Here is a 19435-nt window from a genome sequence, read left to right as displayed (position 1 = left end):
GGGGTGATCGCGCGTGGCGAAGCCCTGGTGTTGGCTGTTGCATCACACACAAGACCCCGCCCAAAGGCGGGGTCTTGTGTGTGCGCTCCACTACAGCGCAGGTGCGTGCTGGCAGCCCATTGCGGTCGGTTGCAATGTCAGGGCGAGCCCGCTGTGCGCAGTGTTGCGTCATGGCTGAGTGGGTGCGGTTGCGCAATCGCTTCCGGTTCCGGGGAGGCGGTCTGTACCGCGACCTCGGCAGCCTCGTCCATCTCGGTGACTTCGGAGATTTCGGTGATCGTGACGCTGTTGCCGGGCCTGGTCTCCGCACCCGCGCCCGCGTCCTCGATCACTTGCAGCGCGATATCTCCAACCATCTGCTCGTAATGCTGCGCCTGTTCCGGCGACAGACTTGCCACATAATTCACCGTGTCTTGTACGGTCTGGATCAGCTCTTCGGGCGAGGACGGCATGCGGGTTGCGAGCGGAGTGCCATCGGGCCCCTTGAACACCCGCATGACCTGACGCCCGCCCCAGTTCATCGCCAGTTCCGCGCCACGCGCCATTGGGCCAGGCATCGTCATCGACATCAGCGACATGATCGCGCCTGCGTAGTAGGGCGATGCGGACGATGCTTCGATCAAGCTCTTGTCTGCGAACGTCTTGGACAGTTTTTCCACACCCAGCGCCAGTGCCATGACCATGCTGCCGGAGCACATGGCCTTGAAGCGCTCCATCGTGTCCTGGCGGGTCGCGTGCTTGTTCAACGCCGACTGCATCATCACGGTCGTCACCACGGCCGAGTCGGCCAGCAGGTCCACCGTGCCGATCCGATCCGGCTGGATCAGGTAGACGGTCAGCCCGGTCACGCCGGCACCCAACAATGCCAATGCCAATTTGGAAGAGAAATCCTGGTTGGTCAGTTGGCGCGGGATGGTGACTGGCTGGTCCTGGTCGACTTGCAGCGCAGTGCTCAGGCGCTTGCTGCACTGATCGAGCGTCTCCAGCAGATGCGTGCATTGAGCATTGAGCGTGCGGGTGAGTTCGTGCCCTGTGCCGGGTTCGGTAAAGTTTCGGCGCGCTTGTTGAAAAGCGTCGCGGCCGTGCTCCAGAGCGGCGCAGATCTCGTTGAGTTGCGTGCGCAGTTCCTGGCTGATCTGTCCGGGCGTCAGGCGCGCACGCAACCGCTGAGCCTGCGTCTGAAGGCCGGCACGGTCCGCGATACCCGCGCCCAGGTGGGAGACGCCATGCTGCATTCGATTGCCGAGCGCGTTGAGGCTGTTCCAGAGAAAGGGCGTCAGCACCATCGCTGTGCAGGCCGTGGATGCGGCCGCGGCAAATCCCAGGTTGTTTTCCACCGCTTCGGCCTGCTGTCGCATGGACGGGTTGCCGAATTTCTTTGGCAGTTCGGTGGCGAGAAACAATCCGTTGAGCAGGATGGCGTAGAAATGCATTTCGTTGGCTTCGCGCCCCAGCTGCCCGCCCATCAGCGGGAACGGAAGCCCATCGGCGGTGGGGCGCAGCGCCGATGCCGATAGACTCATCACGCCCTTGGTTGCTGCAGCAATGGAATAGGCAAAAGTCTTGGCTTGGTTGGCGAGCAGCGGACTGGGTACCACCAGGGGCCAGAGATTGACCAGATTGGCCAGCGACTTCAGCGCCCTCCCTGCTGCAGGTGTCCCATGCTCCAGCGGCTGCAGCGCATCTTCCACGGCTTTGACGTCGCTGAGCAATTGCTGACAAAAGCGTGTTTCCAGACCGGTTGCAGATTCGATGGCGCCGCGTAGCTGCGTGATCTGCTGGCGGCACGCGGCCAGGCTGTGCGGCGCGACCTGTTCCGGATCGGTGTGGCGCACCATTTGCAGAAATGCGGGATCGTCTGCATGCATCTGCAGCATGGTGCGCAGATCCGCCAGCGACCAGAGATCAGAAGCGGCCTTGGACACTGCAGCGGATGCATGCTGGACGCCGCTTGTCAGCGCGGAGTTCGCGCGCGCGGTAAGCGTTTTGGCAGTGGATAGAGCAGTCGCCCGTGCCGAGTGTGACGCCTGCGGTGCGGGCGAGGATGGCTCCACGGGCGACGTTGGCGCGGAACTGGCAGACGAAGTGCGTGAGCGGCTGCGCGGGACAAGTGCCGATAGCGCGGGGTTGACCGGGGGCTGTGTCGGCGATGCGGCAGGTTGCAGTTCCACGATACCTTCATCGTGCTTGCGTGCGTTCTGCAACTCGGCTGGCGAGGACGGGCCTGCCAACTGCGCTTTCTTGATCTCCATCGGATATCTCCGTTCGGTCGGGGACACCAAATCGCGGTGTTTGGTGTTCTTTCATGATCCGCGCGCGAGCACCCGGCTCAACCAGATATGCGAACTGGCGCGCTGCCACCGGAAGTGCCCAACCAGGCGGTGACAACGGTAGCGACGCTCCAACGTAGTGATTCCGGTGCCGCCAGCTGCGCATGGATGGGCACGCTGTGATCCGATCACACACCTGTAGCACAGCATCGAATGGGCTATTTTGAGGCGGGTGCCACGTATTTATGTCGGGGTGTTGACATCATAGTGACCGACACGCATCCCGCGACATGCCGCGCGGCTGGTGCTACAGGCTTGGCCGCGATTGCCGGGACCGGACCTTCCGCGCGGGGCCCTCAGCCGGAGCGCGGCGGGTCCGCGCTCCCGGCCTCTGTTCGCGGGGCGGGTTGGCTGTCATCGATCTCGGTGATGGTGACGCTGCTGCTGGGCCCGGCCTGCGCCGCGTCGCCGGCTTCCTGGATCGCTTGCAGCATGGATTCCCCCGCGATCTGCTCGTACTGATCCAACTCTTCCGGTGTCAGGCTCATCAGATACGCCAACGTGGTCCGCGTCCTCTCCTGCAGTTCTTCGACAGAGGAGGGAGCACTGGTTGCCAGCGGAGTGCCCTCCGGTCCGGTGAACAGGCGCTTAAGTCTGCTTCCTGCGAAATTCATCGCCAACTCAGCGCCGCGTGCGATCGGACCCGGCATCGTTACCGCCATCAGCGACATGACGGCGCCGGCATAAAACTGCGCGTTGGGCGAGGACTCGATCAGGCTCTTGTCGGCGAACGTCTTGGACAATTTCTCCGCGCCCAGCGCAAGCGCGATGACCATGCTGCCGCCGCACATGCCCTTGAAACGTTCCATTGCGTCCTGCCGCGTGGCCTGCTTGTTCCATACCGATTGCGCCATCACGGCCGTGACGATGCAGGTGTCGCTTAGCAGATTGATCGTGCCCAACCGATCCGGTTGGACAAGGTAGATGGTCGAGCCGGTCACCGCAGTGGCCAGTATCATCAGTGCCACCTTGGAGGAGACATCCTGGTTGCGTAGTTCGCGCGGCAGACTTGGCGTCTGGTTGCCATCCAGATGCAGCACGCTGGCGAGTCGTTTGCTGCACATGTCCAAGGTTTCCAGCAGGTGCGTGCATTGCGCATTCACCGTCCTGGTGAGTTCCCGCCCTCCATCCTGATGGACGAAGCTTCTGCGCGCCTGCTGAAAGGCGTCGCAGGCGGCGTCCAGTTGTTCGCGGATTTCCTGCAGCTGCAAGCGCACCTCTTGATTGATCCGGGCAGGCGTCAGGCGGGCACGCAGTTGCTGCGCCTGGTTGTTCAGTCCCGCTGCCTGTGCTGCGGCCGCGCCCAGGCGCGCCGTGTTGTCCAGCATCGTGTTGCCGAGTTTGCTGAGGCTGCTCCACAGAAATGGGGTCAACATAATCGCCGTGAAGCTCACTGAAATGCCTGCGGCATATCCCACACTTTGGCTGACCGCCTCGGCGTTTCTGCGCAACGCCTGATCGCCGAATTTCTTTGGAAGTTCGGTGGTGAGGAACAGCGTGTTGATCAGCACGTTGTAGAGATGCATTTCGTTCGCGTCGCGCCCTAGCTGGCCTCCGGCGAATGGAAACGGCAAGCCGTCGGCGCTGGGGCGCAGCGCCGAGGCCGACATCGCAAGCACGCCCTTAGTGGCCGTGGACATCGTGAAGGCGAAGGTTTTTGCCTGCTTGCCCATCAGCGGGCTGGGAACCACGACCGGCCAGAAATTGATGAGATTGCCGATCGACTTCAATACACGTGAGGTGGCCGGTGTGGCGTGGTCGAGCGGCTGCAGGGCGTTCATTACCGCCTTGATGTCGCCCAGCAACTGCTTACCCTGATGTGTTTCCAGCCCTTCTGTATTTTTGATGAGCTCGCCGAGCTCCTCCATTTGCTGTCTACAAGACGCCAAGGTGTGTTGCGTGGCCTGTTCCGGATCGCTGCCGCGCAGGATCGCCAGAAATGCGGGATCGTTTGCGTGCATCTGCAGCATCGTGCGCAGGTCGGAGAGCGACCACAGATCGGACGCGGCTCGCGATACAGCGGTGGATGCGTGGCGGACGCCGTTTGCCAATGCGGACTTCACGTGCGCGGTGATAGTCGCCGTAGCCGATGTGGCAGATGAGCTGCCCGATCGGCTGCGCGGGGCAAGTTCGGATAGCACCGGGTTGACCGGGGAGTGTGTCGGCGATGCGGCAGGTTGCAGTTCCACGATACCTTCATCGTGCTTGCGTGCGTTCTGCAACTCGGCTGGCGAGGACGGGCCTGCCAACTGCGCTTTCTTGATCTCCATCGGATATCTCCGTTCGGTGGGGGACACCAAATCGCGGTGTTTGGTGTTCTTTCATGATCCGCGCGCGAGCACCTGGCTCAACCGGATATGCGAACTGGCGCGCTGCCACCGGAAGTGCCCAACCAGGCGGTGACAACGGTAGCGACGCTCCAACGTAGTGATTCCGGTGCTGCCAGCTGCGCATGGATGGGAACGCTGTGATCCGATCAGACGCCTGCAGGACAGCATCGAATGGGTTGTTTTGAGCTGGCCATCACATATGCATGTCAGCGTGTTGACACCGATGTCATCACAACCCTAGCGTCGCAGGGCAGGCGCTTGCGCCGAACGGTCGGGGGGCCATCGGACAGGGCGGCGGCGATGCAGTGCATCGCTCGCAGGCGTCGTTGCAGTGGAACGCCACGCCGGCCACGTCCGGCTTCTCCCGGGGATCTTATGAACTGCCGCAGTCATCGCCTTGCCTTGTCGATTTCCTTGTCGCTTGCCCTGTCCACCGCCGCGCAATCGGCCACTGCACAGCAATCCGAGCCCGATCAACCGCGCGCCACCTCCACGCTGGATGCGGTCAGCGTCACCGGCTCGCGCATCAAGCGCGCGCAGGTCGAAGGTGCGCAGCCGGTGGTCACCATTTCCGCGCAACAGATCCAGCAGGAAGGCTTCGCCACCGTCTACGACGTGCTCAACAGCATGAACCAGCAAGGCTCGGTGGAAGCCGACACGCAGTGGGGATCGCACACGCCCAATGCCTCGCCGATCAATCTGCGCGACCTGGGGCCGGGCCGCACCTTGCTGTTGGTCAACGGCCACCGCGTGGCCGATTACCCGCTGCCCTACGGCGGCGAAAGCAACTTCTCCAACTACAGCAATATTCCCTCCGCCGCGGTGGAGCGCATCGAGATCCTCACCGGCGGCGCCTCGGCGATCTATGGCTCCGATGCCGTAGCCGGCGTGGTCAACGTGATCCTCAAGCGCGATTACCAGGGCGACCAGGTGCGCCTGCGCGGCGGCACCGCCACCGAGGGCGGCCGCGACAGTTTCGATGTGTCGTGGGCCGGCGGGCGCACCGGCGAGAACTGGAGCCTCACCTACGCGCTGCAGGCGACCCGGCGCGACCCACTGAGTGGGCGCGACCGCGCACAGATGGACGATTCGGACGACATGTCCTATTCCAACTGGACCGGACAGAACCGCCTGTACGGGTTCAACCCGTTCACCGGCCTGAGCCTGGTCGATGCCAACACCAACGAACGCCTGGCGCCGCCAGCGGGCACCTGCGCGCGCTTCGGTGGCGAATTCGTCGATGCCTCGCGGTTGGCCTACAACCAGAACGCCGGCGCGCTCACCAACGCCGGCGATTATTGCGGCATGGCGCGCGATTACGCGGACTGGGGCCTGGTCACCGGCAGCGAAGATTATTCGGCGTATCTCTACGGCATCTGGCGCTTCGGCGAGCACACCGAAGCCTGGGCCACGTTCTCGGCCAACCGCAGCATCGGCCGCTGGACCTACGACCCGCCGTACGCGTATCTGGGTCCGTTCCAGGATGCCGACACCGGCCGCTCGTTGTATGCGATCCGCCAGATGACGCGCCGCGAGGCCGGTGGCTGGGACCGCCTGGCCAACTACAACAAGGAACAATCCTGGGACCTCAGCGCTGGCCTGCGCGGCGTGTGGGCCGACCGTTTCGATTGGGAACTGAGCGTGGGCCGCTCGCGGTACACCGTCGACGAATACATCCGCACCGTGGATACCGCGCGCGCGACCGATTATTTTCTCGGCAGTCCCATCGGCACCGCCGCCGATGGCACATCGATCTACGCGATCAACGAAGCGCGGCTGTATGCGCCGCTGTCGTCGAACGAGTACGACGCGCTGGTCGCCAAATCGCATAACTCGGCGTATTCATGGGTAAATCAGGCCAGTTTCAGCCTCAGCGGCGATCTGGTGCAGGGCTGGGCCGGTCCGATCCGCTTCGCCACGGTGGCCGAAGTGGCCAAGCAGGGGTATCAGTTATCGCCCGACCCCTGTGCAAATGAATGCTATCCGGTCGATGTAGTGGACAGTGGGGGCGGCGAACGCCTGCGCAGCTCGGCCGGCCTGGAATTCCAGATCCCGTTGCTGTCCACGTTGAGCGCGAATGTGGCCGGTCGCTACGACCGCTATGGCAACTATCGCTCATCGGCCGCCATCGCCACCGATGTCGGCACGCAAAGCGACACCACCTGGAGCGCGGGTCTGGAATGGCGCCCGGTCGATAGCCTGCTGTTTCGCAGCACGCTGGCCACCAGCTTCCGCGCACCGGACATGCATTACGTGCTCGGCGAACCCAGCTCCACCAACCAGACGGTGATCGACCAATACCGCTGCATTTCCTCCGGCGCGTATCTCACCGGCAGCTGCAACGACGAGAACAGCAATATCTACTACACCGTGGATGTAAACCGCCGCGGCACGCCGGATCTGCGCTCGGAAACCGGGCGTTCGTTCACCGGCGGCGTGGTGTGGGATATCGCGCAAGGCCTGTCGTTGAGCGTGGATTACTACCGCATCCAACTGGAGGAAATGATCAAGGACCTGGATCGCGACGAGATCCTGTCGGCCGAAGCCGGCTGCCGCACCGGCACCACGGTCAGTGGTGGCGCCTGGAATAATCCGGGCGGGGCAGGCTATTGCGACACCATCACCTCGCGCGTGCTGCGCAATGCCGACGGCACCATCGCCAGCATCGAGCGCGGCCCGATCAATCTGGCGCAGATGGAAACCTCCGGCATCGATGCGTCGTTGAAATATCGCCTGAGCACCGCCGGCTGGGGCAACTTCCAGTTGTCGCTGGACTACAACACGCTGATCGCCTACCGCGAGCAGATCTACCGCACCGACAGCGACGAAAACCGCCGCGACGAACGCGTGCGCAGCCGCGTGCGTGGCAGCATGCATTGGGACAACGGCGGCGCCTGGGACTGGACGGTGTATTTCCGCCGGCTCGGCTCGATGCGTGCGGTCAACTGGGGCACCTGCGCACGCTTCGACGATGGCTACCAGCCCAGCGCCGCCGACGAATGCCTGGTGACCGATACCGCCAACGTGCATCTGGGCGAAAACAGCAAGCGCTACTTCGGCCGCGTGGGACCGGCGATCTACTGGAACCTGAGCACCGGCTACAAGATCACCGACCACGCCAAGGTCAATTTCTACGTCAACAACGTGTTCAACGAGGTGGGCTACGAGAACAAGGAGCGCTTCTACGGCTACGGGTTCTACAACACCACGCTGTTCAACCCGGTCGGCCGCGAAGTAGCGGCGGAATACGTATTTACGTTCTGAGTGAAGGTGGTGCCGCATCGCACGTCACGGTATTGCGCCGCGGCGTGTGGTGCGGTGTTGATGCCACATGGTCAGGCAAGGCGTGATGCGGTTCGACGCAAGCTTGCCAACGCGCGCGTGGCAATGCTGCGCATCTGTTCGCTCAGAGTGTCGTCGTCGATCGCGTGTTGCCAGAACTGCTCGGCCATTCCGGCAGCGCGCCGCCATTGCGCGAATTGATCCACGGTAGGCGGCGGAATCTCGATGTCTCTGTGCACGACTTCGCCACTGGATGCCGGGCGCAGCGCCATCGGCAACATGTCGTACACCGGGGCAAGCTGCAGGGGCAGGGTATCGGCGAGTACCAGTGCGGCATTGCCCAGGTGCATGTCGGTATTGCCGATGAGGGTCCCGAACCAGCTGATCACTTCCAGGCGCTCGGCGTCTTCCGGGCTCAGCCAGCCATCGCGTTTGAGTAGTGGAGCAAGTGTTCGCCAGGTGCTGACGTTTGCGTCGCCATAAAAGGACGCAAACAGCGACATCAGCGAGACGAATCCGCGTCGGCCTAACGCAGCAGTCCGATCGAAGCGTGTCGATTCGAGAAAGACGCGCCCGCCTGCCTGCAGTACCTGCGTTGCCGCAGCAGGGATGCCGCCAGCAACGAGAATCTGGCTGGCCAACCATTCCATCTGTAAAAGATCCGCCCAGCGCCGGCCGGTGGGTTGATCGATCTGATCGGTGAACTTGACGATCACAGGTCGGTACGCGCCGTGTTCCTTCAGCACTGCGGTGAACTTCGGCTGTTCGCCGGCGGCAGACGAGCCAACGGCCTCGCCGCGCAATGCAGCTTCGGCGCGACTGAGATATTCCTCGGTGCGTGCCTGCGTGGCGATAACTTCAGGCTGTTCGATCGCCGCCAAAGCCAGAGCCAGTGCGCGCTCGCCGATCAGCAGATCGCCAGGCTGGTCGTGACCAACCGACAGCATGGCCACAAGGTTGTCCCTGGGCGACCACAGCGCCAAGTTGTCCGGAAGGCGCAACGGCGCAGAAATACGGTGTGCCAAATTGCGACCAAGAAATCCCTGCGGCCTTTGGTCGTCTACAAACCAGGGTAGCGATGCGAACACGCCGGTGTCCAATGGCGAACGCAATAGAACGGGGTTGTCCTGCAAAAGTTCGACAAAGAAGTGGTCGTTGTGGAGTGCCAATAGTTGGCCCAACGGTATGACGCGGGCATCGTGATCAATCCGATAGAGTGGCCACATACGCTCGCCCCGCAGTTCACCGGTGGCCGCATAGCCGGTGCTGCGCGCCCTGCCATAACGCAGCACCGCAGGGCCTGCATCTGCGACTAGGCGAGACAGAGTCGGCCGGCTCACGCCCACGCGCACCGCCAACTCGGCCCCACGCATGGGGCCGTTGACGCGCAGCGTGGTGATCAGGCGTTCTACTGCAGCTATACGGGGCATGAAACGCAGCTTTTGAAACGATGTCTGAAACGATACTAAGCCGTAAGAAATTCTACGGTCAACTGATCTGTAAGGGTTTTATGTTCAGTTTCCGCTTTTCCGGCCCTGGAAAATGAAACGATATTCCTGACGTCGCTAGCTCCTTGAGCATATCCAAGGATGGACCAAGGCGAACGGTGGCGGTGTCCGGGGGTTTCCTCCGGCGCGAAGGTGCAACTTGCGGCGGACCGGCATCAATCCGCACGGTGATCGTGCCAGCGCTTCGTAGCGTCTATCGCGCTCGATGCTCCACGAAAGGCTGACTAAGAGCAGCTATCAAAACGACTGCGCAGCCGCCAGGCGGGCGCGGCCGGTGCTCGGAATCGTTATGTACCCACGTACACTCCGGTTCCTCCGCGCCGTCCGCGCCCACCTGACGGCTGCGCGCTACGTTTTGTTAGCCACTCTAAGTCGCACATTGCGTCCGATCTGCATCCAGCTTGCGCAGGCCACACGCAATGGGAAGTGGCCCTCCTGGGCGAATGATGCGACGTGGAGTGCTGCGCGCAACGTCAGTGTGACTCGGGGTAGGCGAGAAGGTAGCGCGAACGCGCAGCTGCACTTTTCCGTTGCCGATGAAACAGTGGCACACCCGAAACGTGCGTGTTATCAATGCACCCCATGAACGCACCCCGCAGCCAATTTTATTTTTGGTACTACGGTTTTCCGATGCCGCTGGCGGAGGAAGGAGTGCGCTCACCCTGAAGGAAACTTCAGCAGCATTCCCGAAAAGCCGCCAGCGCACACTGGCGGCTTTTTTGTTGCCGCCTCGCCTGGCTTCCCTGATGCACCGCCGACCCGAGACAACGTTATGCCGCCGCTGACCGATGACCTGCGTATCCGCAAGATCGAACCGTTGACCCCGCCCTCGCAGCTGCTGTCGCTGCTGCCCTGCGATGAGCGCGCCTCCGAGACCGTCACCAACGCACGTGCGGCCCTGCACGAGATTCTGCACGGGCGCGACGACCGCCTGGCGGTGGTGATCGGCCCCTGTTCGATCCACGACCCCGTGGCCGCGATGGAGTACGCGCAGCGTCTGCGCCCCTTGCGTGAGCAGTTTGGCGACGCGCTGGAAATCGTGATGCGCGTGTACTTCGAAAAGCCGCGCACCACCATCGGCTGGAAGGGCCTGATCAACGACCCGGACCTGGATGGCAGTTTCCAGATCAACAAGGGCCTGCGCGTGGCGCGTGGCTTGCTGCGCGATATCAATAACCTCGGCCTGCCGGCTGGCGTTGAATTTCTCGACATCATCTCGCCGCAGTACATCGCCGACCTGGTGGCCTGGGGCGCGATCGGCGCGCGGACCACCGAAAGCCAGGTGCATCGCGAAATGGCCTCTGGCCTATCCTGCCCGGTGGGGTTCAAGAACGGCACCGGTGGCGACGTCAAGATTGCCGTGGACGCGGTGGGTGCGGCCTCGCATCCGCACCATTTCCTGGCGGTGACCAAGGATGGCCACACCGCGGTGGCGGCCACCGCGGGCAACCCGGATTGTCATGTGATTTTGCGCGGCGGCAAGCAACCCAACTTCGACGCCGCCAATGTGGAAGCATCCAGCCAGGTGCTCAACAAGGCCGGGTTGCCGGCGCGGCTGATGATCGACGCCAGCCACGCCAACAGCGGCAAGAACCCGGACAACCAGCCCAGGGTCATCGACGACATCGCCACGCAGCTGGAGGGCGGCGAGACGCGCATCGTTGGCGTGATGGTGGAAAGCCACCTGGTCGGCGGCCGGCAGGAACTGGTGCCGGGCGGCACGCTGACCTACGGCCAGAGCATCACCGACGGTTGCCTGGATTGGGACACCTCGCTGCAGGTGCTGGAACGCCTGGCGAGTGCGGTGCGTGCACGTCGTGCGCGGCGGGTTGCCGAGGCCGCGTGATCGTTGAGGCAGTGGCGTGAGAATACGAGGCTTCGCCCGCACCCTCATCCGGCGCTCCGCGCCACCTTCTCCCGGCGGGAGAAGGGATAAAGCCGCTCTCCCGCCGGGAGAGGGGTTGGGGTGAGGGTACGGCGGAAGACAGCCATTCCAAGCCGTGTGCCTGCAACTGACCCGTAGTCGTAACAAGCGTGCATGTGCAACAGATTCAAAGGCCAGAATATTTGCGTGCAGCACATCAAAAGCGCAGCACAGTCATGGTTCGGCATCGTCAAGCAGTGCTCGAAATCTTCAAAGCGCCACCCATAAAAACGCAGCACATCCAAACGCAGCACATCCAAACAAGTGCTTGCACGCCGGTGGCGATAATCTCGTTGGCACGAGCGGCCAACAAAACGCATCGAGTAGCCTGACGGTGAGCGCATTAGTGTTGGTCGATGGCGTTCTAAAACAAGAACGCCGGGCCGGCACAGGGAGCCGGCCCGACGGATTGGACACCACCCAGTGATGACCCGATGTCACCGGCGGCAGGAGGGGACAGAGGGGCGTCCTGCCGCCGGTGACGGGCGGGCAGGAACGTTATCCGCGACCCACGTGCCAGCGCGATGTCGTAGCGTGGCAACGCCAGCAATGAAGTTTGGGAAGCGTTAAATGCCAGGTATGGCAATCGCATGTTGAGCTCTGTGCTGTGCGTGCACACCGACAAAAGCAGGGCTGCAGCGCAGCGTTCGCATGCCGCAAGAATCAGAAGGGTAGGAGCGTTGCCGTCGAACCATGGCGTCCCCGAAAGCACCGTGCTGCGCAGCTTCAGCGCAGCAGCAACAACAGCAACAACAACAGCAACAACAACAGCAACAACAGCAACAGCAACAGCAACAACAGCAACAACAGCAACAACAGCAACAACAGCAACAACAACAACAACAGCAACAGCAACAGCAACAGCAATAGCATGGCAGTTCGCATTGCCACAGCATGATTCATGCGTGTTGCGAAAAGCGACGACACCCATGATGCGAGCCGCTAAGGCTGCGGCGCGGCCAAGTATCTACGGCAAAGCACCGGCCCAAGTTGAAGTTCGTGCAACACATCGATCGCGCCGCAAAGAGCGGCTGAAACTGACGAATCCCGAATCCCGAATCCCCAACTCACCCCAACATATCTCCAGTCTCCAGCCACCGCTGGTGCCACGCCAATGCTTCGGTCAGCAGATGCGGCGTGTGCTTGCCATAGCTGTCGCGATTGGCACGTGCCACGTAGTCTTCCAGCGCGTCGCGGTAACGCGGATGCACGCAGTGCTCCAGCAGCTGGCGTGCACGTTGCTTGGGCGTCAGGCCGCGCAGGTCGGCCAGGCCTTGTTCGGTCACGATCACTGAGACGTCGTGTTCGGTGTGGTCGACATGGCTGACCATCGGCACAATTGAAGAAATACTGCCGGCCTTGGCGATGCTGGGGCTGAGGAAGATCGACAGGAACCCGTTGCGCGCGAAATCGCCCGAGCCGCCGATGCCGTTCATGATGCGGCTGCCCATGACATGGGTGGAATTGACGTTGCCGTACAGGTCGGCCTCGATCATGCCGTTCATGCCGATGCAGCCCAGCCGCCGCACCAGCTCGGGATGGTTGGAGATTTCCTGCGTGCGCATCACGATGCGCTGCCGGTAGAAATCGATATTGCGCTTGAATTCTTCGTTGCCTTCCGGGCTGAGCGCAAAACCGGTGCACGAGGCATAACGCAAGACGCCATCGCGCAGCAGCGCCAGCATGCCGTCCTGGATCACTTCGGTGAAGGCTTCCAGGTCGCGAAAACCGCTGCGTGCCAGGCCGGCCAGCACCGCATTGGGAATATTGCCCACGCCCGATTGCAGCGGCAGCAGGTTCGCCGGCAGCCGGCCCTTGCTTACCTCGTGGCGCAGGAAGGCGATCAGGTGTTCGGCGATGCGCTCGCTGCTGTCATCGGCGGCGGCAAACGGGCTGTTGCGGTCCGGGCCATGCGTACGCACCACGGCCACGATCTTGTCCGGGTCGCAGCGCAGGCTGGGCTCGCCGATGCGGTCGTCGCCGTGCAGCAGCGGAATCGGTTTGCGGTGCGGCGGCAGCGCGGTGCCGTAATACACATCGTGCATGCCATCCAGGCCGGCCGGTTGCCAGTCGTTGACCTCGATGATCACTTTGCTGGCCAGGTCCAGCCAGGTCTTGTTGTTACCGATGGAGGTGGACGGCACCAGGCTGCCGTCGGCACGGATTGCCGACACTTCCACCACCGCGGTGTCAATCTGCCCGTAGAAGCCGAACCACACGTGCTGGGCAACGTGGCTCAGATGGATATCGATGTAGTCCAGCGTGCCGGCATTGATGCGCTGGCGCGCATCCGGGTCGGACTGGAACGGCATGCGCATGGCGATGCCGTCGGCCTTGGCCAGCGCGCCATCGAGCTCCGGCGCGGTGGAGGCGCCGGTCATCAGCTTGATCTGGAACGCCTCGCCCTGCAGGTGCGCCGCTTCGATGCGCTGCGCCAGCGCCATGGGCACTGCCTTGGGATAACCCGACCCGGTGAAGCCGCTCATCGCCACGGTTTCGCCGGGCTGGATCAGCGCAGCAGCGGCCTCGGCAGAGACCAGGCGGTCGCGCAGCGGCGCGTTGAGGATGCGTTCGTCGGACATGGGGCGGCACGCGTGTTACGGGGGAAACCGAATTATCGCCGTTGCACTGCCTGGGCGGGGCTTCGACGATGGTGCAATGGTGTGTGCGCTCAGGCGGCGGCGCCGGCATTCACGCGTCGCCGTCGGCCCAACCGGGATAGTGGCGGTGGACTCATCACACTGCGCACCCATGCCCTCTCTTCGCGATCGCTTCCAGCGCTGGCCCCGGCCATGGCGCATTGCAGTGGTCGTGTTGCTGGGGCTGTACGTGCTGTATCTGCTGGCCGGCAACATTTTTCTCAACACGCCGCTGTTCGATGCCACCACCAACCGGCAGCCGCACAAGTTCACCATGCAGACCGGCCCGGCAATCACGGTGTTTCCGGGGCAGGTGATGGCCTGGAACGTGCGCATGCGCGGGCAGGCCAACCGGACCGTGTATGTCTTCCATGCCGACCGCGCGCATGCGCGCATCGCGCTACTGCCGTTGTTCCGGCGCGAGGTACGGCTGCCGTGGCTGCATGCGTCCGGCCTCAGTGCCGAGGTTGAAACCGCCGAAAAGGCCATCCCGCCGCCGCCGCGCGGCAACCGCGGCTGGACGCTGCGCTTCGATGCGATCAGCAGTACCAGCATCCGCAGTGCGCGTCTGGGCAAGTTGCTCATCGCCGGGCATGGCCACGGCACGGTGGGCTTTCTCAAACAGCTCAAGGGCGGGCCATCGGAGTTGTTTCCTTCCGAAGCGGGCTTTACCGATGCGGTGGTCAGCTACGACGGCGTGCAGGTGTTCAACGGCGCGCAACTGGACGCGCAGTTCCAGTTCCCCCGCCATTACCGCGACCAGGCCCCGGGCCTGCGCAAGCTCGGCATCACCCGTGCACGCCTGAAGCTCAACGCCAGCACGGTGGCGCTGAAGATCGACACCGGCGCGCCGCACGTGGACATCAGCAGCGGCCCTTCCGCCGCACGCGTGGAGGCCGATATCACGCTGGAAAACGGGGCCTTGAAGCCGGGTAGCCGTGCGGTGTGGCGGCTGCCGTTGCTGGCCGGTGTGGGTGCCACCGATCGCGGCATGCTCGCACTGCAGCTGGATGTGGCGCAGGACATCCGCGTGCAGGCACGGCTGCCGCGCGATGCGGACACCGGCAGCGAACTGGATGCCGATCTGCGCATCGCCGGCCGCAGCATTCCGTTCGCCGCACCGGCGCAACTGCTGCCGCGCCTGTCCGGACAGGTACGCGGCCGCTGGAAGTTCGAATCGCTGAACTGGATTGCCGAGTTGTTCGTGCGCAAGCCGTGGTTTCAGCTGGAAGGCGGTGGCCTGGTCGAGGCGGATCTGCGCCTGGCGCAGGGCCGGCTGGCCAGTGGCAGCACGCTGGATATCCCGCGGGTGGAAGCGGTGGCACAGGTGGCTGGCACCCGCCTGGCCGGTGTTGCCAAGGCGCACGGGCACATCGACGATGCCGCCACGCCGCAGGCGCATCTGGATGTGGGTATCCCCACGTTCAAGGCTACGCCCAGCGATGCGCCACGGCAGGTATTGCTGGACGGCCGCGACCTGCAACTGGCCATGCAGGGCGATGCGGAGTTGGCGCGGCTGCGCGAAACAATGAAGGCGCAGCTGCGTTTCAGCGATGCGCGCGTGCCGGACCTCACCGTCTACAACCGCTATCTCTCCGGTAAGACCGTGCGCCTGCTGGGTGGCAGCGGCCGCCTGAGTGGCGAGGTGGCGCTCAATGCGGCCGGTGACGTGGGCAACGGCCATGCGGACCTGCGCGGGCAGGGCGCGCACCTGTCCATCGCCGGCATCCAGATGCGCGGCGATGCGCAATTGCAGGCGACCCTGCGGCGTGCCGACTTCAAGGCCATGTTCTTCGACCTGAGTGGCACGCACATTCGCTTGCGCAACATGCGCGTGGGCGACGCCGCCACCGATGCCGCCTGGTGGGGCGAGTTGGAGGTGCCGGCCGGCACGATTCAGGCCACCGCGCCCTTCCAGGTGGATGCCGATGCGGCAGTGCGCATGCGCGATGCCGCGCCGCTGCTGTCGGTGTTCGCACAACGCGCCGATTACCCGCGCTGGGTGCTGGGCCTGCTGGATGCCGGCCAGCTCGACGCCACCGGCCGGCTGCGCTGGCGCAAGCAGCAGGTGGTGGTGGACGACCTGCACGCGGAGAACGCACGCCTGTCGCTGCGCGCCCGTTTGGCGATTGACGACGATCACAAGCGGGGCGACCTGTATCTGCGCTGGGGCGTGCTTGGTGCAGGCATCGAGCTCGATGGCCAACAGCGCCAATGGCACCTAGCCGGCGCACGCGAGTGGTACGAGGGGCGCCCGTCCTTGCTGCCGCCGATGGCGAACAAGAAGTGAGCGTGTGCGTGGAGCGCACCCGGGCGCTAGGGGATCTACCAGTAACGCTACATTGCGCCCGGGTGGGTTCCTACGGTCTGCTGCGGCTTAGCGGATACGCGGGAGCAACTACCAACGCATGTAGTTCGTGGGAAACCACGTTTGTCGCGGTCTGTCGTCATCGGCATGCTTACACAGCGATGGTGACGCGAATAACCACGTAGGAGCGCGCTTGGGCGCGACAAGGATTTCCCGGTAATGCCCGTCGCGCCCCGGCTGCGCTCCTACGGGCTGCTGCGGCGGACGGGAATATGCAGGAGCAACCGCGAGCGCGTTTGCTCGCGGGTAATTGGACGTGTGGCGGTCTTTTGTCATCGGCGCGCGTACACCGCGTCTGATTGACGCGAATAACCACGTAGGAGCGCACCTGGGCGCGACAAGGGTTTCCCGGTGATGCCCAGTCGCGCCCCGGTGCGCTCTACGAGATGCTGCGACCGATGGGATCGCCACATAGGCAATGCCCCGATCACACCAATCGCGACGCGCACCGCTGCGCGTGACAATCACGCGTGGCTTGGCACACTGCGCTGTGCCGCCTGCGCGGTCTTCAGGAGCTTGCCGTCATGACGATGCCTGTCCGCGCCCGTTGGCGTGCCGTGCCCCGCGCCGTGCGTTGGCCGGTGCTTGCGGTGGTGGCGCTGTACGCCGCGTACCTGCTGCTCGGCAATCTGTTCCTCAATACGCCGCTGGGCACTGCCGCACTCAATCGCACGCCGGACCGCTTCGCCATGCAGTGGGGCGCGGGGATGACCTGGTGGCCGGGCCGCCTGACCTTGTGGGACGTCAGCTTGCACGGCCGCACGACGCGCAGCCGTTGGGAGGCGAGCGCGGACCGCCTGCATGGCCAGGTGCGCTTGCTGCCGCTGTTGCATCGCCAACTGTTGGTGCCGGAGCTACATGCGCAGGGTGTGCGCGGCGGCTTGCATGCGTCCGACCTGCCAGGCGCCGCTGTGGCATCTCCCGCGCCCGCCTCTTCATCGGCAACTGCAACTGCAACTGCCTCTAGCGCCGCAGCGACAGCGACAACTACAACCGGCGCATCTGCGCCACGCGCTTCGCAAGCCGATGGGATGCCAGTCAATCCTGCTGCAACCAAGGCAGCGAACGCATCCACCGCCGCAGCTGGCGAAGCGCCCACCGCTGCCACTGCAGCCACCGCGCCCAACGCATCCACTGCCGCAGCCGCCACCGCAACAACGCAGCCAGCAGCACGCTCCACCCGCAGTCAAACCCACTCCCCCGCGTGGACGTTGCAGTTCGATCGCATCGTCGCCGAGCAGGTGCATGCGCTGACACTTCGCCAGCTGCAGATCGCCGGTGACGGGCAGCTGCAATTCGGCCTGTTCAAGCAATTGCGCGGCGGGCCGATCGAAGTGTTTCCATCGCGTGCGGTGTTCGAGCACGCCACGCTGCACTGGGCCGGTACCGAGCTGCTGCGCAATGGCCAGTTACGGTTGGAAGCCAGCATTGCGCGGCATACAGGGGCGCAGGCACGCGGGTTGGCGGTGTTGCAACTCACCGACGCGCTCATCGGTGTGCGTGGCGATACCGCCGCGCTGGAAGTGACACGCGATGCGCAAGGAAAAACCAGGCTCAAGACGCGAGCCGGGCAAGGCCGTGCCGATGGCGAGCTGCGCTGGGCGCGCGGTGAACTGCAGCCGGGGAGCCATCTGCAATGGCGGGCGCCGTTGCATGACGGTACCCGCACACCAAACGCATTGCTGGGCGAGCTGGCCGCGCAGTTGCAGGTGGATCAGGACATGCGCCTGCGCGGCAGCATGCCCGAGCCGGCCGATGCCGGCCTGACGTTGGATGCGGACCTGCGCGTGCAGGGCCGGCGGTTGCCACTGCAGGCGCCGCGCAACCTGTTGCCGCGGACGTCCGGGCACGCGCGCATGCATTGGCAGCTGGCCTCGCTGAGCTGGATTCCGGCACTGTTTCCCGGCGTGGATTGGCTGACGCTGGAGGGCGACGGCCTGGTGGATGCAGACCTGCGCATCGTGCGCGGACAGCTGGCCGCCGGCAGCCGATTGCAGGTGCCGCGCGTCACCGCGCGCGTGGGCGTGATGGAGCACGCCATCGAAGGCCAGGCCAGCGCCGACCTGCGCGTGGAGGCCGATGCCGCCGGCCATCTGCTGCCGTCGCTGGCACTGCGCATGCAGCAGTTTTCAATCGCCCACCGCACGGCACTTGCGCGCCCGTTCGTGCAAGGGCGCGATCTGCGCCTGGACCTGCAGACCCGCGCCGACGCACGCACCCTGGCCAGCTTGCGCGACACCACGCGCGCGCATCTGGTGTTCACCAATGCGCGTGTGCCAGACCTGCGCGCCTATAACCGCTACCTGCCGCAACAGCAGCTTCGGTTCGATGGGGGCAGCGGTGCGCTCAGTGGCGATCTGCAGATCGAGCCGGGCGGACGTATCGGCAAGGGCGGTTTGCGCATCGCCGCGCGGTCGGCACGCCTGCAGTTTGCCGGGCTCGCGTTGCGCGGCGATGTGGATGCAAACCTGCAACTGCAACGCGGCGATCTGCGTGCAGAAAATTTCCGCCTTGATGCCAGCCAGATCGACCTGCGCAATGTCGGTTTCACCGGCCCCGATGGACAGCGACGCGATGGCTGGTGGGCGCGCATCGTGCTGGATGACACGCACATGCACTGGCATGCGCCAGTGGGTGTGGATGGACGCGTGCGCATCGACGTGCGTGACCTGGCGTTCTTGATGGCCATCTATGCACGCGATCGGTCGTTGCCCAACTGGATGGTGCGGCTGGTGGACGCCGGCCAGGCGCAGCTCACCGCGCGCGTGCATTGGCAAGGCGATGAAGTGATCGTGGATCGCTTGCAGGCGCACAACGCGCGTTATCAGGTGGATGCACGTTTGCGTCTGCGTGGCACGCAACGTAGCGGCAGCCTGTTGGCGCGCTGGGGTGTATTGAGTGCGGCGGTGGGCTTGCGCAACGACACGCCCGAATGGCATCTGCTACGCGCCGCCGAGTGGTATCGCGCGCAGCCGGATCTGTTGCGCTGAGGCCCGCACGTGGCGAGTCCGATGTGAAGGAAAAACTCTAGTTCTGTACTGCCGGGTATTGTTT

Annotated in this window: 9 protein-coding genes and 1 other RNA gene; 5 read left to right on the top strand and 5 right to left on the bottom strand. The window is 64.1% G+C overall.

What is annotated here, in order from left to right:
- Window positions 1–137: 137 nt before the first annotated feature.
- Both xopX (ACD584_RS14120) and xopX (ACD584_RS14115) read right to left on the bottom strand, forming a co-directional pair.
- Window positions 138–2252, bottom strand: coding sequence for a XopX family type III secretion system effector (gene xopX / locus ACD584_RS14120; protein WP_076037312.1), 2115 nt, complete (start codon window positions 2250–2252; stop codon window positions 138–140).
- A gap of 374 nt (window positions 2253–2626) precedes the next feature.
- Window positions 2627–4600, bottom strand: a complete 1974-nt coding sequence (gene xopX, locus ACD584_RS14115) for a XopX family type III secretion system effector (protein ID WP_070689541.1) — start codon at window positions 4598–4600, stop codon at window positions 2627–2629.
- Window positions 4601–5035: 435 nt separating this feature from the next.
- On the opposite strand from xopX (ACD584_RS14115), the gene ACD584_RS14110 reads away from it, so the two are divergent.
- Complete coding sequence (locus ACD584_RS14110; protein ID WP_076037311.1) at window positions 5036–7924, top strand: TonB-dependent siderophore receptor; 2889 nt, start codon at window positions 5036–5038, stop codon at window positions 7922–7924.
- Between the two features lie 71 nt (window positions 7925–7995).
- On the opposite strand, the gene yjjJ is transcribed toward ACD584_RS14110, so the two are convergent.
- Entirely contained in the window at window positions 7996–9372 is a 1377-nt protein-coding gene (gene yjjJ / locus ACD584_RS14105; RefSeq protein ID WP_076037310.1) for a type II toxin-antitoxin system HipA family toxin YjjJ, read from the bottom strand.
- 367 nt (window positions 9373–9739) lie between these two features.
- Between yjjJ and ACD584_RS14100 the strand changes: the two genes are divergently transcribed.
- Window positions 9740–9814, top strand: a non-coding RNA gene (locus tag ACD584_RS14100) — sX9 sRNA.
- Window positions 9815–10222: 408 nt separating this feature from the next.
- A complete protein-coding gene (locus ACD584_RS14095; protein WP_076037309.1) occupies window positions 10223–11296 on the top strand; it encodes a 3-deoxy-7-phosphoheptulonate synthase in 1074 nt (357 codons plus the stop codon).
- Between the two features lie 804 nt (window positions 11297–12100).
- Here ACD584_RS14095 and ACD584_RS14090 read toward each other — a convergent pair.
- Entirely contained in the window at window positions 12101–12247 is a 147-nt protein-coding gene (locus tag ACD584_RS14090) for a hypothetical protein (RefSeq protein WP_349764469.1), read from the bottom strand.
- 194 nt (window positions 12248–12441) lie between these two features.
- A complete protein-coding gene (locus ACD584_RS14085) occupies window positions 12442–13956 on the bottom strand; it encodes an acetyl-CoA hydrolase/transferase family protein (protein ID WP_076037307.1) in 1515 nt (504 codons plus the stop codon).
- Between the two features lie 169 nt (window positions 13957–14125).
- On the opposite strand from ACD584_RS14085, the gene ACD584_RS14080 reads away from it, so the two are divergent.
- Both ACD584_RS14080 and ACD584_RS14075 read left to right on the top strand, forming a co-directional pair.
- Entirely contained in the window at window positions 14126–16303 is a 2178-nt protein-coding gene (locus ACD584_RS14080) for a hypothetical protein (RefSeq protein WP_175611708.1), read from the top strand.
- Between the two features lie 602 nt (window positions 16304–16905).
- Complete coding sequence (locus ACD584_RS14075) at window positions 16906–19371, top strand: hypothetical protein (RefSeq protein ID WP_076037305.1); 2466 nt, start codon at window positions 16906–16908, stop codon at window positions 19369–19371.
- Window positions 19372–19435 lie beyond the last annotated feature (64 nt).

Source organism: Xanthomonas sp. NCPPB 2922, from assembly GCF_041520885.1.
Taxonomy (GTDB): Bacteria; Pseudomonadota; Gammaproteobacteria; order Xanthomonadales; family Xanthomonadaceae; genus Xanthomonas; species Xanthomonas campestris.
Note: the sequence above shows the minus strand (reverse complement) of the source record. Positions and strands in the feature narration are given on the sequence as shown.